Here is a 15,001-nt window from a genome sequence, read left to right as displayed (position 1 = left end):
TTTGGCTAACCAAATAGAAGAATTGGAGAAGGTTTTAGGCGGGAAGCTAGAAAGGTCTGATGCTAGAGTCATTCCTGGGACGGATGGTGCGACCACCAGGGAGGCTATCTATTTTTCTGATGATGGGAAAAGTAAATTTCGTAAGCAATTTAAAAATATAACGTGTTTTTCTGAACCTCCGAATGCAACTAGTGGTGGGATCAACGAAGCCGGATGCAGCATCACACCGAGAAATGGCCCGCTCTTTCATGCTGTCGTATATCACGGTGATATTGACGGCTGGAGAAAAGACATCGAAGCCGGTGCAGAGGGCCTTGGTCTACTGTTGGCAAGAATCGAAGGCGATCAATTTATGGTCTCTGATGGCCGCTCGATCCCTCTGTCAGATTGCAAAATAGAGTTTTCTTGAACACTGCTCACCCTCAACACCGGCCTCGCGCCGGTTCGGCCAAAGCAGCCGCAGAGAGTGCGCTTAAGGCTGGCAGGGTCGAAGGCCGAATATTCAAATGGCCACAATAGGTTTGAGGTATTTAAGATGAAAGAATGGTCATCGCTGTGCAAGTCAAAGGTTGGGGACGCCGTTGATGTGCGGGAGCAATGCGTTATCGCTATGGACGACGGCGCATACAAAATTTCAGACGAACAGTATTTTTTAGCTGACGCTTTTTCTGATGAGGGAGAGGAAAAACTTCGTTTGCTATCCCTTTACTGGGCCTGCAGAGCCTGCATTTAGAAGAGCCTACTACAGGGATGTTGAAAATGATGACATGGCCGTATGCCGACCGCCGCCTGAATTGCTTCCAGTTGGGGCGGGGGGGACCTATAGTCAGATTAAAAATGCTCTTAGCTCTCTTGGTTCTGACAAGTTTATGGAGTGCGCCTCTTATCGTGTTATGTCTGATGGTGCATTTGTTCATAAGGGCTTAGAAAGTTCATTGGCTGTTTATTATTTTCGCTTGCATGATATTGTTAATGATGAGCTGCCTTGCGCGATACTGTGGAAGCTTTCTAGTGTGTGATTTAATAAGAAGCAACATCCTGTTGCCGGGTTGAAACCGGGTAAACGGGGTCAGACCCTGAGGGACTGAACAAAGCCCTGAGGCAGGGCGGCAGTGCCAGTGACGCGCTGAAAAATGCCTTGTTCAACACCTTGGCGGCGGCCAGTTTCAACCTGGTAGGGGGGTAAACGGGGTCAGACCCTGAGGGACTGAACAAAGCCCTGAGGCAGGGCGGCAGTGCCAGTGACGCGCTGAAAAATGCCTTGTTCAACACCTTGGCGGCGGCCAGTTTCAACCTGGTAGGGGACTACACGAAAAACGTCCTGGCGGACGGCTCGTTACCCAAGGTGGCGATCCACGCCATAAGAGAAGGGGACAGATTTATTTGGTGCTTGCCGAGCAGCGCCAAGCCTAAATAAATTCGTTCCCTTTTTTCGGAACTCAATACATCTTGCCTGATGGTTCGCGAGTTCGGGTGATGCAGGCGGATGGTCGAAGCCCCCAGCGCGCCTCATTCGAGAACGCTAATGGTGGACCTGTCGATCCTACTACTGGAAAGCCGTCGCAGCCCCGCAGGGTTTATCGAAGGCTGAACGGAAGCAGTGGATTAGAGAGCGTACGCATATTGAGCAGGTGGACTAAATGACGAATACATTCTTGCAAGCTGTGGCCCTTTTGTTGCCTATGAAAATTGAAAGAGTATTTTGGGATGGCGATATTTTGATGCTTTTTTCTGCGGGTTGGAGCTTTCAGACCGAGAGTGCGTGGCGTGTGTCTAAGGGGGGGGAGTTGCTGTTCGCTTGTTGGGATGACGATGTGCTTGACCATGTTTCTGAGCTGTTAGGCTTATCCATTGTTGAGGTAGGTTGGCTTATCGATGCTCAGCCAATCGATCCATTTTTTAAATTATCTGACGGCCGCGTCTTGAATGCATTTTGTTCGTCATCAACTGAGCCTTGGCTTATGGAGTTCTCGGATGGGGTCGTTTATCTAGGGAATACTTAATTTTATAAAGGTAAACGGGGTCTGACCCTGAGGGATCCTAATTGGACTCAAAAATGAATGCAGAAGCCGAATTGAAAGCTTGGAATTTCCAAGTCTTAATGCTTGTTCAAGCGATGTTGTGGGCAGTTACTCCAAACTTCAGGATGGTAGTTTTGTATTGTGAGGGTGATGTTTGGGTAATAAGATTTTATCTTGAAGAAAATATAGAGGATGATGTTGGTGAGGTGGAAGATATCATATGTCAATATACTGCTTACCAGGGGGCGGATTTAAAATGCAGGTCGGAAGTTTTTGTAGGCAACGAAGATATACCTAGTTTGTCGGAAGCTGCGAGGGTCGTTTATCGTCGAAAAGAGTGATTTTTGACTTTGGAAAACGGGGTCAGACCCTGAGGGATCCAGCTCGTTGGTTATCAAGGCTCTGGAGCTGGGCGCCCAATTTATGAGTTAACTGTTAATGGGCAGCCGCATCGAATTGCTGTGACTGTTGGCGACAACGGCTTTGTCGTCGGTGCAAATCCAAGGGGCAGCGTTAAATGAAAAATATAAAGTTGATGGCGGATTATCAGTGTCATCCGCTTTGGAATATGTCCCCCGATGAGTATGGGGACATAGCTCCCTGCGAGCTTCCTATCTCTGAAGAGCTTCAGCTGCGTCTATCAAAGTGGGCCGCTATATACGATGAAACCCTGAATGCTGATTACCCGCCAAACTCTGGGTTCGAGAGTGAGGAGTTAGAGCGCGAATTCAAGCGAGAGGGAGAGCGATTAGCTGAACACTTGAGAAATGAGCTCGGTCCGGATTTTTCTATTCTCTTTAAACTTTAGTTGGGGCAAAAGGTATAAGAAGGTAAAAGAGGTTGTTTGCCGGATCGCTACACAGCGGAAAGCGGGCGGCAGCGATTATGACTTTGATCCAGTCTGCGCAAATGAACGGACATGAGCCGTATGCTTAAATGAAGGACGTTTTGACTCGTCTGCCCACGCAGCGGACAGGGGACGCCACCAACTTGTTACCACATCGTTGGGCGCCTGTTTAATCAAAAACCACTCAAGGAGAAAGCTGTGGACTTACGGATTGAGATAAATGAGACGCCTCAAGAGGTCGATTACCAAGCGATTTTGGCACCGCTGCGCGAATACAACCAAGCACAAACGGGGCTCATCGGAACTGAAAAATTTGCGTTCTTGATCAAGGATGACGCGGGGGCGACGCAAGGTGGGCTATACGCAAAAATTTCTGGGCAGTGGTTATTTGTTGAGTTGCTGGTAGTCCCTGAAGTAGCCCGAGGGCAAGGGTTGGGCGCAAAGTTGATGAACAAGGTGGAAGCGCTGGCGCGTGAGAAAGGCTGCCAAGGTATCTGGCTGGACACATTCTCTTTTCAGGCTCCGGACTTTTACCGCCGGCTCGGCTTCAGCATATTTGGAGAACTCAAAGATTACCCGGTCACTGGATACAATCGGTTTTTTATGCAGAAAAGATTTGATCTCGACGAGCATAACGCTAGTCATACTCAGCCTTGAGGCAATGACAGCAAAAACCTAAGCAAGGTGTGTTACCCGCGATCGATCGTCGCCATTCCTTTCCAGAAGAACACGCAGGACGTGGTGCATGCCTTGACCCGCAGTACCCTGGAAGAAGCGGTGCAACGCCGATTGTTGTAATGCGTGGTCAAGTCAGTTCAACCCGAACGTCGATCAGCCGTGACCGGCGTTCAGCTTCCTATCGAGTCGTAGGAATTGTTCCCTGTAATATGTAGGTCATTTCGTTTTATGCTTTTCCAGCCCTCCCAGACACCTGCTGTTTCATGCCTGCGCTGTTTTATAGTTCACGGAGCAATCCACCACGGCAGGGAGCCGCCCCCTCATGCATACCCGGAAAAAATCCCCCCGGCGCCACACCCCACTACAACCCCCGACCCTTCATTCCGGCCATCGCCTGCGTCTGGTGCTCAACACCTACGGCATCCCGCCCACGGCCTTTGCCGAATGGATGCACGTCAGCCCGCAGTGCCTCAACAATTGGTTTTCACGCGGGCTGCCGGTGGATCGTGTGGAGAAACTGGCGACAACCTTGAGCGTCAGCAAAGTGTGGCTCGAGACCGGCGAGCGCGGACGATGACAGTGGTGGGGCGGTCAAAGGGCCGCCTCTATTTCAAGGGTCCCACCACCTGCCGGTATTTTTCCACCCCCTGCGGTGTCTGCCGCACCAGGCTGATCTCCAGCCCCAGCGGGTCTTCGCGGCGATTGCCGCTCAGTTGCCGCCAGCCTTTGTCCGCTTCCCATACGCGTACCTGCAGGTCACTGACGCCAGTCAGTACCACCACGCCGTCCTTTGCCGCCGGCAGGGAGTAGCGGTCCCGTGCGGGGGCGGCGGCGCGGTAGAGTGCGTCGCCCTTGAGCCACCAACGTACCCGTTGCAGGCCATCGCCGGCTGCTGGGGCGCTGCGGATCACGTCGAGGCGAAAGCCCTTGCTGTCGGAGCTGCGCACGGTCACGGCGGCCAATCCCTCCGTTTGTGTGGCTTCAGGGGGCGTCAGTTCGACGCTGGCACGCAGGCTGATATCCCGTTGCATCTGGTTCAGCGCGCGCAGCAACACTTCGGTCTGTTCGGTGCTTGCCTGCAAATGCTGATCGGCGCGGGTGACGCTGTCCAGCCCGCGCCAGGCGATCAGGCTGACCACCGCCATGAGCATGATCGCCACCATCACTTCGATCAGGGTGAAGCCTTGCTGTGCCGGCTTCATGGTTGGCTGATCACGCGCATCAAACCGGCGGCGTCGCGTTGCAGGCTGAGGCTGTGTTGGCCGTCGGACAGCACCACGCGCAGCGGTGGGTTGATCCATTCAGCGTTGAGCACCAGGGTTTGCCGGGGCTCGAGACTGATCTGCATCGGCGTGCTTTCCCACAGGCGTGGGCGCAACGGGTCGTCGTTTTCAAAGGTATCGAGGCCCTGGCCGTCGTCCCGCTGGCGGTTGAAGCGAAACCCCTTGGCATCCGCGCGCCAGGTGATGGGTCGGCCGTCGGCGTGGGCTTCGGCCTGGGCGACTTGCAGCAGTTGGCTCAGGCGTTCGGCGTCTTTGCGCAACAGGTGCAGAGGATCGGGCTTGATGGTGAGGCTGATGGCGGCGCTGGCGATGCCGATGATCACCAGCACCACCATCAGCTCGATCAGGGTGAAGCCTTGCTGTTTCATCGCGGGCTACCTGGAGAACTGGGGAGTGTGTGAAATAAAAGCGTGCGAATTGACCTGTAGGCTGGTGCGACGGACAAACAGGAGGTCCTCCCCATGACATTTGCCCCTCGTTTCACCCTGGCCCACGGGGTGCAGGCCCTGGGTGTGCTGGCCGCGCTGGCGGGCGTGGCGGTATGGACGCCGCTGCTGCTGACCACGGCAGAATCCCACACGCCGCAAGCCACGCCCCAGGCACTGGCGGCGCGCAGCGATAACCCGGCGCTGCAATGGTTTTCCAATGCGCCGACGGCGTTGCAGGTCAAAGTCACCGGCGTACTGGCGGGGGCACGGGGGGCGGTGGCGATCCTCAGTCTGAATGACGGCCCGCCACGCAGCTTTCTGTTGGGTGAACGCCTCAGCCCCGGTGTGCGGCTGACGGCCATTGAAGGCGATGGGGTGGAGATCGAGCGCGGCGGCGAGAAGCAGCGTGTCAACCTCGACAAGTTGCCGCCGGGGCCTGCGTTGCCGCTGCTCACTCGGCCATGACCTGGGTGTCCAGCCGTGCCAGGGGCGGCGCTTCGCGGCTGGCGTCGAGCACTTGCAGGTTGACCTGGAACAGGCGGCCGTCGGCGTTGATGGTTTGTTCGCAGCGCAGTTTCAGGCGGCCTTGATCGCAGGTGAAGGTCTTCTTGCCGCTGCGCAGGTGGCCTTCCAGGCGCAGTTCGGCGAGGCGACTCTGCGCCGCCAGCAACGCGATGGATTTGTCTCGCAGCAGGCCGTTGCTCTGGGTCATCAACCCGGCCACGCGCACGGCGGCGGCCATGGCCACGGCGATGATCGCCAGCGCCACCAGCACTTCGATCAGGGTGAAACCTTGCTCCTTGCGACGGCCGTACATGGCGCTCTCAAAGCCGGGAAACAGGCCCGCAGACTAGCGCCGGGAGTTGACCGATTGGCGACTGAAACTCCCGAGGAATTTCAATACGACTGACATGTGTTCTTGCAACACTGCGCCACGAATTGCACTCAAGCCAAGGAATGTCGAGATGGATATCGCGCGCCTAACGTCCCCATTGCCAGGCCCTCACAGGCAGCGTGGCTTCACCTTGATCGAGATTATGGTGGTGGTGGTCATCCTCGGTATCCTCGCCGCAATGGTGGTGCCCAAGGTGCTTGACCGGCCGGACCAGGCGCGGGCCACGGCGGCCAGGCAGGACATCGGCGGGTTGATGCAGGCGCTGAAACTCTATCGCCTCGACCACGGCACTTACCCGAGCATGAACCAGGGCCTCAAGGTGTTGGTGGAACGCCCGGCCGACGCCAAGAACAGCAACTGGCGCGCCTACCTGGATCGCCTGCCCAACGACCCCTGGGGCCACCCGTATCACTACCTCAACCCGGGCGCCAATGGTGAGGTGGATGTGTTCTCCCTCGGCGCCGACGGCCAACCGGATGGCGATGGCGTGAATGCCGATATCGGCTCCTGGCAACTCTAAGGCCCGCCATGAAACGGTATTCGCCCCCAGTGGCGAAGCAGCGCGGCATGGCGATTATCAGCGCCTTGCTGATCGCAGCAGTGGTGGCGGTATTGGCCGGCGCCATGCTCACTCGCCAGACCGTATTTACCCGCAGCCTCGAAGCCGAGCAGTTGCGCATCCAGGGCCAATGGTTGTTGCAGGGCGGCCTGGAGCGCAGCCGGCAGATGCTCTGGGACGCCCGCCAGAAGGACGTGCTGACCCGTCTCGACCAACCCTGGGCGCGTGCCCACGGGGGGGCCTACGAGGGGCGGATCGAGGACGAACAGGGCAAGTTCAACCTGCGCAACCTGGTCAACCGCCAGCAGGTGGACACCGAGCAATTGCAGAGTTTTGAACGGCTGTGCCGCCTGATCGGTGTCGACCCGGCGGTGAGTCGGCGCATCAGTCAGCGGGTGATTGCCTCTTATGAACCGCCCGCCAAATACCCGATGCTGCGCAGCCTGGATGAGCTGAGCGGGATCGAAGGCCTTGATCCCCTGGTGTTGCAGCGCATGCAGGCCTATATCAGCGTGCTGCCCGGCCCGACCTGGGTCAACGGCAACACCGCCAGCGCCGAAGTGCTCAGTGCGGTGGTGCCCCAGCTCAGCCTGTCCCAGGCCCATGGATTGGTGGCTGAGCGTGACAGCGGGCAGTGGTTTATCAACCGGGGTGATTTCGTCAACCGCCTGCACTTGCCGCAAGTGGCGGTGGATTCGGTGCAGGTGGGCATCACCAGCGAGTGGTTCCGCGTGCGGGGCCAGGCGCGGCGCGAGCAGCGGCGGGTCAGCCTCGACGCCTTGTTGCACCGCCCCGAAGACCGGCAGCCCCGGGTGATCTGGGCGCGGGTGGGCGTATGAAACGCTTGCGCATTGGCCTGCCGCCGCTGGATCAATTGAGTGCGCAGAGCCAGGTCCGGTTTGCCTGGGTGGAGCGTGGCGTGGTCATTGAAGAGGGCGACGCCAGCCTGGCGCAGTTGGGCCAGTCACGCCAGGCAGCGGACTGTTTCCTGCATCCGCGGGACAGCCTGCTGACCAGCCTGGAACTGCCGCCATTGCCGGCGGCGAAGACCGCCGCCGCCGTGGCCTGTGCCGCACAAGCGTTGATCCTCGGCCCGGTTGAACAGATGCAGGTCGCCCACGGCCCGCGTGAAAGCGATGGGCGCGTGCAGGTGGCCTGGTTGCCCAAGGCCGGGCTGGAGCGGTTGGCGCAGTTGCCGCTCAAGCTGCGCGGCCTGTACCCGGCACCCTATGCGTTGCCGGTGGGCGCCGCTGCGTTGGATGACGGCTACCTGCTGACCCGTGACAGCCTGCAACAAGGCACGGTGCACCCGTTGGGTTTGCAGGCGCTGGACCTGCCATTGGTGGCAGCGGCGCAGCGTTGGAGTGGGCCGCTGCCCATGTGGGGGTTGCACGGTCGCCTCACACAGCCCTCGACCGGCGGGTGGGGCAGGGCATTGGCCTGTGTGGTGCTGGCCACGGCCATCTGGACCCTGGGCCTCAACCTGTACGCCGCGCGCCAGGTGGAGCAAGGCCAGCGACTCAAGGCGCTGATGAGCCAGCAGGTGCGCCAGGCGTTTCCGGCGTTGCCGGTGGTGCTCAACCCCTTGCAACAGGCCCGCCAGCAATTGGCCGCACGCCAGACCGGCGCGGCCGCCGACCCGGGCCAACGCTTCCCCGGCCTGCTGCAATTGGTGGGCAGCAACCTGCCGTTCATGGTCGGCAGTGTCGACAACCTGACGTTTGAACAGGGGCGCTTGCGTGTCGAGCTGCTCGCCGACAGTCGTCACCCGACCGCCGAAGGTGAATGGCAGGCGGCGTTGGCCCAGGCCGGTTTCACCGCCAGCCGCGAGGGCCAGGCCTGGACCATTGCTCCCGTGCCACCCGCAGAAAAAGCCGGAGCCGGCGATGAATAAAGTGCAGCGACTGCGCAGCCAGGCCCGGGTGTTCTGGAGCGGCCTGGCCCTGCGCGAAAAGCGCATGCTCGGTGGCGCCGGCCTGGTCCTGGCCAGCTTGTTGACCTGGCTGGTGCTGGTGCAACCCGCGTTGAAGAAGATCGATTACTGGCAGGCCGAAACCCCCAAGCTGCGCGCCCAGGCCGAGGCCTTGCAGGTGTTGTTGCAGGACGTCGCCGCGCCCAGGCCGGGCGACGAAGCCGCGTTGCGCCAGGCCCTGGACAGTGCCGGTCTGCAGGGGCATTACCAGTTGCAGGCGCTCGAACCCGCTGGGTGGCGCCTGACCTTGGACAACGCCCCGGCCGATGCGGTGGTGGGCTGGCTGCTGGGCAATGCCCGTTCGTTTTCCCTGGAGGTGTCCGAGGCGCATTTGCAGCGCGTGCTCGATACCGTCGACAACTCGGCCGGCACTGTGTCCGGGACCGTTCGCATGGATCAGGCGCTTGGCGCTAAGGAAGCTTCATGAAGTGGTCAGTCCCCCCTTTCCGTATGGTCGCGCCGTTGCTGGTGCTGGCCCTGAGTGCGTGCAGCAACCAGGACGCGTCCAAGCCGCTGCTGGTGGACAGCGAACTCGGCCAGCCCCTGGCGGACACCCGTCGCAGTGGCGAGACCGTTCTCGACCGCCAGAGCCAACCCGCCCCCAAAGCGCCGGTACAGCACCGCGTCACCAACAGTGCTCGCGGCCATGCCCCGGCAACCGTCAAGGCCCGCAACCCGCTGGGTGACCAACCGGTGCAGCTCAACTTTGTCGACGCCGACATCCAGGCCGTGGTGCGCGCACTCTCCCGCGCCACCGGCCAACAATTCCTGGTCGACCCGCGTGTGAAGGGCAACCTCACCCTGGTCAGCGAAGGCCAGGTGCCGGCGCATCAGGCCTACGACATGCTGTTGGCGGCGCTGCGCATGCAGGGCTTCAGCGTGGTCGATGTGGGCGGCGTCGCCCAGGTGGTGCCCGAGGCCGATGCCAAGCTGCTCGGCGGGCCGATCTACAGCGCCGGCAGCAGTGGCATGCAGACCCGCACCTTCCGTCTGCAATACGAAAACGCCGTCAACCTGATCCCGGTGCTGCGCCCCATCGTGTCGCCGAACAACCCGATCAATGCCTACCCCGGCAACAACAGCATCGTGATCACCGACTACGCGGAAAACCTGGCGCGGGTGGCGCAGATCATCAACGGTATCGACACCCCCAGTGCCATCGACACCGATGTGGTGATGGTGCAGAACGGCATCGCCGTGGACATCGCCGCCATGGTCTCCGAGCTGCTGGACACCCAGGGCGCCGACCAGACCCAGAAAATCAACGTGGTCGGCGACCCGCGCTCCAACTCGATCATCATCCGCTCCGGCAGCCCGGAGCGGACGGAACTGGCGCGCAACCTCATCTATAAACTCGACAACGCCCAGAGCAACCCCAGCAATATGCACGTGGTGTACCTGCGCAACGCCCAGGCGGGCAAGTTGGCCCAGTCACTGCGCGGCTTGCTCACCGGCGAGAGCGATTCCGGCGTGAGCGACGATGCCCGGGGCAAGCTCAGCGCCATGGGCGGCAATGGCAAGAACACCGCCCAAGGCGCGAGCAATGCGCAAAACAGCAGCGGCACGCCCACCGGCAGCGGCGTGCAGTCGGGTTATGGCCAGGTCACCGGCTCGACCACCGGCACCAACGGCACCCCCAAGGACCAGGACACCGCGTTCAGTGCCGGCGGCGTGACGATCCAGGCCGACGCCACCACCAACACCCTGCTGATCTCCGCGCCGGACCCGTTGTACCGCAACCTGCGCGAAGTCATCGACATGCTCGACCAGCGCCGTGCCCAGGTGGTGATCGAAAGCCTGATCGTGGAAGTCGGCGAGGACGATGCCACCGAGTTTGGCGTGCAGTGGCAGGCTGGCAACCTGGGGGGCAAGGGCGGGTTTGGTGGCGTGAACCTCGGCGGTAGCGGCGTGAATGGTAAGCCCAATAGCCCTACCAGTATTGATGTGCTGCCCAAGGGGCTGAATGTGGGGGTGGTCAACGGCACGGTTGATATTCCCGGCATCGGCAAGGTGCTCGACCTCAAGGTGTTGGCCCGTGCGCTGAAGAGCAAGGGCGGCACCAACATATTGTCCACGCCCAACCTGCTGACCCTGGATAACGAAGCGGCGAGTATTTTCGTGGGCCAGACCATTCCGTTTGTCACCGGCAGTTATGTGACCGGCGGCGGGGGCACCAGCAATAACCCGTTCCAGACCGTGCAGCGTGAAGAGGTGGGGCTCAAGTTGAACGTGCGGCCGCAGATTTCCGAAGGCGGCACCGTGAAGCTGGATATCTATCAGGAGGTCAGCACCGTGGATGCGCGGGCGTCGGTGGAGGCGGGTACGGTGACCAACAAGCGGGCGATCGATACCAGTATTTTGCTGGATGACGGGCAGATCATGGTGCTCGGCGGGTTGCTGCAGGATGGGTATAGCCAGAGCAATGACGCGGTGCCGTGGTTGTCGGATATTCCGGGGTTGGGGGCGTTGTTTCGCAATGAGAAGCGCAGTGTGAACAAGACCAACCTGATGGTGTTCTTGCGGCCGTACATTATTCGGGACAGTGGGGCGGGGCGCAGTATTACGTTGAATCGGTATGAGTTTATGCGCAGGGCGCAAGGGGGGTTGCAGCCGGAGCACAGTTGGGCGATGCCGGATGTGCAGGCGCCGCAGTTGCCTTCTGTGGACAAGGCGATTCCTGGGGGCCGGCCTTGAACGTTTTGACCGTGTACATATCCATTCCTTCGGTAACGGCGGCTTATGGTTCCGCTCTTACAGCGGGTCACTTTTGGAAGGACCCAAAAGTAACCAAAAGGTCCTCGCCCCACCACTCGGCACCTCGCCCAGGCTCGGTGTTCCCTCACTCCGGCTTGAATCCGTGGGCCGCCGCAATGGGCCATCCATGGCCCAGTGCGGCTAACCCGGCGTCCTGCCGGGTTACCCACGGATTCAAGCCTGCGTTCGGCCAGCGTGGTTTTACGGGGCGCCGAAGATCAAGAGCAAGAGCGACTCGCTGCGCATCGTGGATACGTTTTTTGTTCTGTGTCGCCGCCTTACTGTGGCGAGCGGGCTTGCCCCGCGTTGGGCTGCGAAGCAGCCCTAATACCAGTGAGCGCGCCGTGTGCATTCTGGTTTCCCACGTCATCGTTAACAACCATCGCGGGCAAGCCCGGCTCCTACAGGGGAACGCGTTTACTTCAACGATTCGGTCGGCTACTAGGCCGCCGCGTTTGCTTTTGATGTTAGGCGGCCCCCCAAATCACTGTCGGATTACGGGCACACCGAGCCTGAGCGAGGTGCCGAGTGTTGGGGCAAGAGCGTTTTGCTTACTTTTGCGCTTTTCAAAAGTGAGCCGCCGTAAGGGCGGAACCATAAGCCGCCGTTACCCAAATAACGGATATGTACACCCACCCAAAGGGCAACCCCAATGAGCCTATTGCCCTACGCCTGGGCCAAATCCCAACGCATCCTCCTGCGCCCCAGCGACCAGGGCATGCTGCTGACGGTCTGCCCCTCAACCCCCGGCTGGTCCATCAGCGAAGTCCACCGCCAATTCGGCCCGGCCCACCTCGAACAGGTCCGCGACGACGAACTCGACGGCCTGCTCACCAGCGCGTACGCCGACACCGGCAGCGCCGCCGCCGTGGTGGGCGCCGCCGAAAACGAAGTCGACCTCGACCGCCTGATGCAAGACATGCCCGAAGTCACTGACCTGCTGGACACCCAGGACGGCGCCCCGGTGATCCGCATGATCAACGCCTTGCTGACCCAGGCCGCCCGCGACGAAGCCAGCGACATCCATATCGAGCCCTACGAAACCCATTCCGTGGTGCGCTACCGTGTCGACGGCACCCTGCGTGACGTGGTCTCGCCACGCAAGGCATTGCATGGCGCGCTGGTCTCGCGGATCAAGATCATGGCCCAACTCGATATCGCCGAAAAACGCCTGCCCCAGGACGGCCGTATCGCCCTGCGCGTGGCCGGGCGGCCCATCGATATTCGCGTGTCCACGGTGCCCACCGGCCATGGCGAAAGGGTGGTCATGCGCCTGCTGGACAAACAAGCCGGGCGCCTGCAGCTGGAAACCCTGGGCATGGAGCCGCAGCTGCTGGCACGCCTGGATACGCTGATCCGCCAGCCCCACGGCATCGTGCTGGTCACCGGACCCACCGGCAGTGGCAAGACCACCAGCCTGTACGCCGCCCTGGCGCGGCTGGATGCGAGCACCAGCAATATCCTCACCGTGGAGGACCCGGTGGAATACGACCTGCCGGGTATCAGCCAGATCCAGGTCAACGCCAAGATCGACATGACCTTCGGCCTGGCCCTGCGTGCGATCCTGCGCCAGGACCCGGACATCATCATGATCGGCGAAATCCGTGACCTGGAGACCGCACAAATCGCCGTGCAGGCTTCGCTCACCGGTCACCTGGTGCTGGCGACCCTGCACACCAACGATGCGGTGTCGGCGGTCAACCGCCTGATCGATATGGGGGTGGAGCCGTTCCTGCTGGCGTCGTCCCTGTTGGGGGTGTTGGCCCAGCGCCTGGTACGGCGCCTGTGCCCGCACTGCAAGCAGGAAGACCCCGCCGCGCCCGGCACCTGGCGCCCGGTCGGCTGCGCGCAGTGCAACCAGGTCGGCTACAGCGGACGTACCGGGATCCATGAGTTGTTCTGTGTCGACGATGCGGTACGCAGCCTGATTCATGAGGGCGCCAACGAGCAGGACCTGCGCCTGGCCGCGCGCCGCGCCGGGATGTTGAGCATGCGTGAAGACGGTGAACGCTGGGTGCGCAGCGGTGCCACCGCCCCCGAAGAAATCCTGCGTGTGACACGGGACGCCTGATGAATCGCTATCGCTATGAAGCCGCCGATAGCAGCGGCAAAGTCGAGGCCGGGCATGTGGAGGCCGACAGCCAGAGCGCAGCCTTTGCCAACCTGCGCAGTCGCGGTTTGACCGCGTTGCTGGTGCAGATCGAAGGCAATCAGCCGGCCGCGACGGGCAGCAGCCTGTTCAGCGCCAAACTGTCGGACAACGACCTGGCCTGGGCCACGCGGCAACTGGCGAGCCTGCTGGGCGCGAGCCTGCCGTTGGAAGCTGCGCTGAGTGCCACGGTGGAGCAGGCCGAGAAAAAGCATATCGCCCAGACCCTGGCCGCCGTGCGCGCCGATGTGCGGGGCGGCATGCGCCTGGCGGATGCGTTGGCGGCGCGACCTCGGGATTTTCCGTCGATCTACCGCGCGCTGATTGCGGCGGGGGAGGAGTCCGGTGACCTGGCCCAGGTGATGGAGCGTTTGGCCGACTACATCGAGGAGCGCAACAACCTGCGTGGCAAGATTCTCACCGCGTTTATCTACCCCGGTGTGGTGGGGCTGGTGTCCATCGGCATTGTGATTTTCTTGCTGAGCTACGTGGTGCCCCAGGTGGTCAGTGCGTTCTCCCAGGCCCGCCAGGACCTGCCGGGGCTGACCCTGGCGATGCTCAACGCAAGTGACTTCATCCGCGCCTGGGGCTGGCTGTGTCTTGCCGGGATCGTCGGCGGTTTCTGGAGCTGGCGCCTGTACCTGCGCAATTCCGTGGCGCGCTTGAATTGGCACAGTCGCGTACTGCGTTTGCCGCTGATCGGGCGCTTCGTGCTGGGCCTGAACACGGCACGATTCGCCTCGACCCTGGCGATTCTCGGCGGTGCCGGGGTGCCGTTGCTGCGTGCCCTGGAGGCCGCGCGGCAAACCTTGTCCAACGACCGGCTCGACCAGTGCGTCAGCGATGCCACCGCCAAGGTGCGCGAGGGCGTCAACCTGGCCCCGGCGCTGGCGGTGGAAAAGGTCTTCCCGCCGGTGCTGATCCACCTGATCGCCAGCGGCGAGAAAACCGGCTCGCTGCCACCGATGCTGGAGCGCGCGGCGCAGACACTGTCGCGGGATATCGAACGGCGTGCCATGGGCATGACCGCCTTGCTGGAGCCGCTGATGATCGTGGTGATGGGGGCCGTGGTGCTGGTGATCGTCATGGCGGTGTTGTTGCCGATCATCGAGATCAACCAACTGGTCACCTGACCGCACCTGCTCCCGTCCAACCTCGGGTTCCTCGTTCCGTCACATTCCGACAGCTCATGTCGCCTCCAGCCATACGCGCTGAAACCTGACTGTCACCTGCGCCCAAAGCGCTCGGAATCATGACCGGAACACCCGAGAATCTTTTTAAAAATCAAGGTGTTCCTCCCGAGGTTTTTTCCTACAAACGTCATCGGAAACTGCGAATTTCTGTCCCATGGTTTTAACCCCTGGCCACCCCCCTGAACACGGCTCGGGACCGAAGCCATGGCGTCATGCAAGAGC

General features: G+C 60.8%; 16 protein-coding genes and 1 pseudogene. 14 read left to right on the top strand and 3 right to left on the bottom strand.

Features of this window, described 5'->3' with window-relative positions:
* The first annotated feature begins 1 nt into the window (after position 1).
* From K5K89_RS18515 to K5K89_RS18490, 6 genes and pseudogenes are all read left to right on the top strand, one after another.
* The gene (locus K5K89_RS18515; protein ID WP_093513712.1) at positions 2–409 is read left to right on the top strand and encodes a hypothetical protein; all 408 of its coding nucleotides are present in this window, start codon (positions 2–4) and stop codon (positions 407–409) included.
* A gap of 1,231 nt (positions 410–1,640) precedes the next feature.
* Positions 1,641–2,003: a hypothetical protein gene (locus K5K89_RS18510; RefSeq protein WP_071491208.1), complete on the top strand. Its 363-nt coding sequence runs from the start codon at positions 1,641–1,643 to the stop codon at positions 2,001–2,003.
* Positions 2,004–2,056: 53 nt separating this feature from the next.
* The gene (locus K5K89_RS18505; RefSeq protein ID WP_222539997.1) at positions 2,057–2,362 is read left to right on the top strand and encodes a hypothetical protein; all 306 of its coding nucleotides are present in this window, start codon (positions 2,057–2,059) and stop codon (positions 2,360–2,362) included.
* 499 nt (positions 2,363–2,861) lie between these two features.
* Positions 2,862–3,041 (top strand): annotated as a pseudogene (locus K5K89_RS18500) (transposase domain-containing protein); the annotation flags it as partial.
* Positions 3,042–3,066: 25 nt separating this feature from the next.
* Positions 3,067–3,525: a GNAT family N-acetyltransferase gene (locus tag K5K89_RS18495; protein ID WP_222539996.1), complete on the top strand. Its 459-nt coding sequence runs from the start codon at positions 3,067–3,069 to the stop codon at positions 3,523–3,525.
* A gap of 343 nt (positions 3,526–3,868) precedes the next feature.
* A complete protein-coding gene (locus K5K89_RS18490; RefSeq protein WP_222539995.1) occupies positions 3,869–4,123 on the top strand; it encodes a helix-turn-helix domain-containing protein in 255 nt (84 codons plus the stop codon).
* A 28-nt stretch (positions 4,124–4,151) separates the two neighbouring features.
* Here K5K89_RS18490 and K5K89_RS18485 read toward each other — a convergent pair whose 3' ends face one another.
* Entirely contained in the window at positions 4,152–4,748 is a 597-nt protein-coding gene (locus K5K89_RS18485; RefSeq protein WP_222539994.1) for a type II secretion system protein GspJ, read from the bottom strand.
* Positions 4,745–5,197: a type II secretion system minor pseudopilin GspH gene (gspH, locus tag K5K89_RS18480; RefSeq protein ID WP_222539993.1), complete on the bottom strand. Its 453-nt coding sequence runs from the start codon at positions 5,195–5,197 to the stop codon at positions 4,745–4,747. The genes K5K89_RS18485 and gspH overlap by 4 nt, the downstream gene beginning before the upstream one ends.
* A 93-nt stretch (positions 5,198–5,290) precedes the next feature.
* On the opposite strand from gspH, the gene K5K89_RS18475 reads away from it, so the two are divergent.
* On the top strand, positions 5,291–5,722 hold the full coding sequence (locus K5K89_RS18475; protein WP_222539992.1) for a type II secretion system protein N: 432 nt from the start codon (positions 5,291–5,293) through the stop codon (positions 5,720–5,722).
* Here the strand turns inward: K5K89_RS18475 and gspI are convergent.
* A complete protein-coding gene (gspI, locus tag K5K89_RS18470; RefSeq protein ID WP_058427240.1) occupies positions 5,709–6,074 on the bottom strand; it encodes a type II secretion system minor pseudopilin GspI in 366 nt (121 codons plus the stop codon). The two genes, K5K89_RS18475 and gspI, sit on opposite strands and share 14 nt — an antisense overlap.
* A 148-nt stretch (positions 6,075–6,222) precedes the next feature.
* Here gspI and gspG point away from each other — a divergent pair, with 148 nt between their 5' ends.
* From gspG to gspF, 7 genes are all read left to right on the top strand, one after another.
* A complete protein-coding gene (gene gspG, locus K5K89_RS18465) occupies positions 6,223–6,672 on the top strand; it encodes a type II secretion system major pseudopilin GspG (RefSeq protein ID WP_093126609.1) in 450 nt (149 codons plus the stop codon).
* A gap of 8 nt (positions 6,673–6,680) precedes the next feature.
* Positions 6,681–7,550, top strand: coding sequence for a type II secretion system minor pseudopilin GspK (gene gspK / locus K5K89_RS18460; protein ID WP_222539991.1), 870 nt, complete (start codon positions 6,681–6,683; stop codon positions 7,548–7,550).
* Positions 7,547–8,605 (top strand): type II secretion system protein GspL, encoded by a 1,059-nt coding sequence (gene gspL, locus K5K89_RS18455; protein ID WP_222539990.1) that lies wholly within the window; start codon positions 7,547–7,549, stop codon positions 8,603–8,605. Before gspK ends, gspL begins: the two co-directional genes overlap by 4 nt.
* Positions 8,598–9,110 (top strand): type II secretion system protein GspM, encoded by a 513-nt coding sequence (gspM, locus tag K5K89_RS18450; RefSeq protein WP_071491218.1) that lies wholly within the window; start codon positions 8,598–8,600, stop codon positions 9,108–9,110. The genes gspL and gspM overlap by 8 nt, the downstream gene beginning before the upstream one ends.
* On the top strand, positions 9,107–11,377 hold the full coding sequence (gene gspD, locus K5K89_RS18445; protein ID WP_071491219.1) for a type II secretion system secretin GspD: 2,271 nt from the start codon (positions 9,107–9,109) through the stop codon (positions 11,375–11,377). The genes gspM and gspD overlap by 4 nt, the downstream gene beginning before the upstream one ends.
* Positions 11,378–12,089: 712 nt before the next feature.
* On the top strand, positions 12,090–13,508 hold the full coding sequence (gene gspE, locus K5K89_RS18440; RefSeq protein ID WP_222539989.1) for a type II secretion system ATPase GspE: 1,419 nt from the start codon (positions 12,090–12,092) through the stop codon (positions 13,506–13,508).
* A complete protein-coding gene (gene gspF, locus K5K89_RS18435; RefSeq protein WP_071491221.1) occupies positions 13,508–14,719 on the top strand; it encodes a type II secretion system inner membrane protein GspF in 1,212 nt (403 codons plus the stop codon). Before gspE ends, gspF begins: the two co-directional genes overlap by 1 nt.
* Positions 14,720–15,001: the final 282 nt, after the last annotated feature.

Source organism: Pseudomonas sp. DR208, from assembly GCF_019823005.1.
GTDB lineage: Bacteria > Pseudomonadota > Gammaproteobacteria > Pseudomonadales > Pseudomonadaceae > Aquipseudomonas > Aquipseudomonas extremorientalis.
This window is presented reverse-complemented; position numbering and strand designations above follow the sequence as displayed.

What these genes read in the sequence shown, in the direction of transcription:
- K5K89_RS18505 (WP_222539997.1), top strand. Translation starts at nt 2,057, where the DNA reads ATGAATGCAGAAGCCGAATTGAAAGCTTGGAATTTCCAAGTCTTAATG.
- K5K89_RS18475 (WP_222539992.1), top strand. Translation starts at nt 5,291, where the DNA reads ATGACATTTGCCCCTCGTTTCACCCTGGCCCACGGGGTGCAGGCCCTG.
- gspD (WP_071491219.1), top strand. Translation starts at nt 9,107, where the DNA reads ATGAAGTGGTCAGTCCCCCCTTTCCGTATGGTCGCGCCGTTGCTGGTG.
- K5K89_RS18510 (WP_071491208.1), top strand. Translation starts at nt 1,641, where the DNA reads ATGACGAATACATTCTTGCAAGCTGTGGCCCTTTTGTTGCCTATGAAA.
- gspH (WP_222539993.1), bottom strand. Translation starts at nt 5,197, where the DNA reads ATGAAACAGCAAGGCTTCACCCTGATCGAGCTGATGGTGGTGCTGGTG.
- gspF (WP_071491221.1), top strand. Translation starts at nt 13,508, where the DNA reads ATGAATCGCTATCGCTATGAAGCCGCCGATAGCAGCGGCAAAGTCGAG.
- K5K89_RS18485 (WP_222539994.1), bottom strand. Translation starts at nt 4,748, where the DNA reads ATGAAGCCGGCACAGCAAGGCTTCACCCTGATCGAAGTGATGGTGGCG.
- gspM (WP_071491218.1), top strand. Translation starts at nt 8,598, where the DNA reads ATGAATAAAGTGCAGCGACTGCGCAGCCAGGCCCGGGTGTTCTGGAGC.
- gspE (WP_222539989.1), top strand. Translation starts at nt 12,090, where the DNA reads ATGAGCCTATTGCCCTACGCCTGGGCCAAATCCCAACGCATCCTCCTG.
- gspK (WP_222539991.1), top strand. Translation starts at nt 6,681, where the DNA reads ATGAAACGGTATTCGCCCCCAGTGGCGAAGCAGCGCGGCATGGCGATT.
- K5K89_RS18490 (WP_222539995.1), top strand. Translation starts at nt 3,869, where the DNA reads ATGCATACCCGGAAAAAATCCCCCCGGCGCCACACCCCACTACAACCC.
- gspL (WP_222539990.1), top strand. Translation starts at nt 7,547, where the DNA reads ATGAAACGCTTGCGCATTGGCCTGCCGCCGCTGGATCAATTGAGTGCG.
- gspG (WP_093126609.1), top strand. Translation starts at nt 6,223, where the DNA reads ATGGATATCGCGCGCCTAACGTCCCCATTGCCAGGCCCTCACAGGCAG.
- gspI (WP_058427240.1), bottom strand. Translation starts at nt 6,074, where the DNA reads ATGTACGGCCGTCGCAAGGAGCAAGGTTTCACCCTGATCGAAGTGCTG.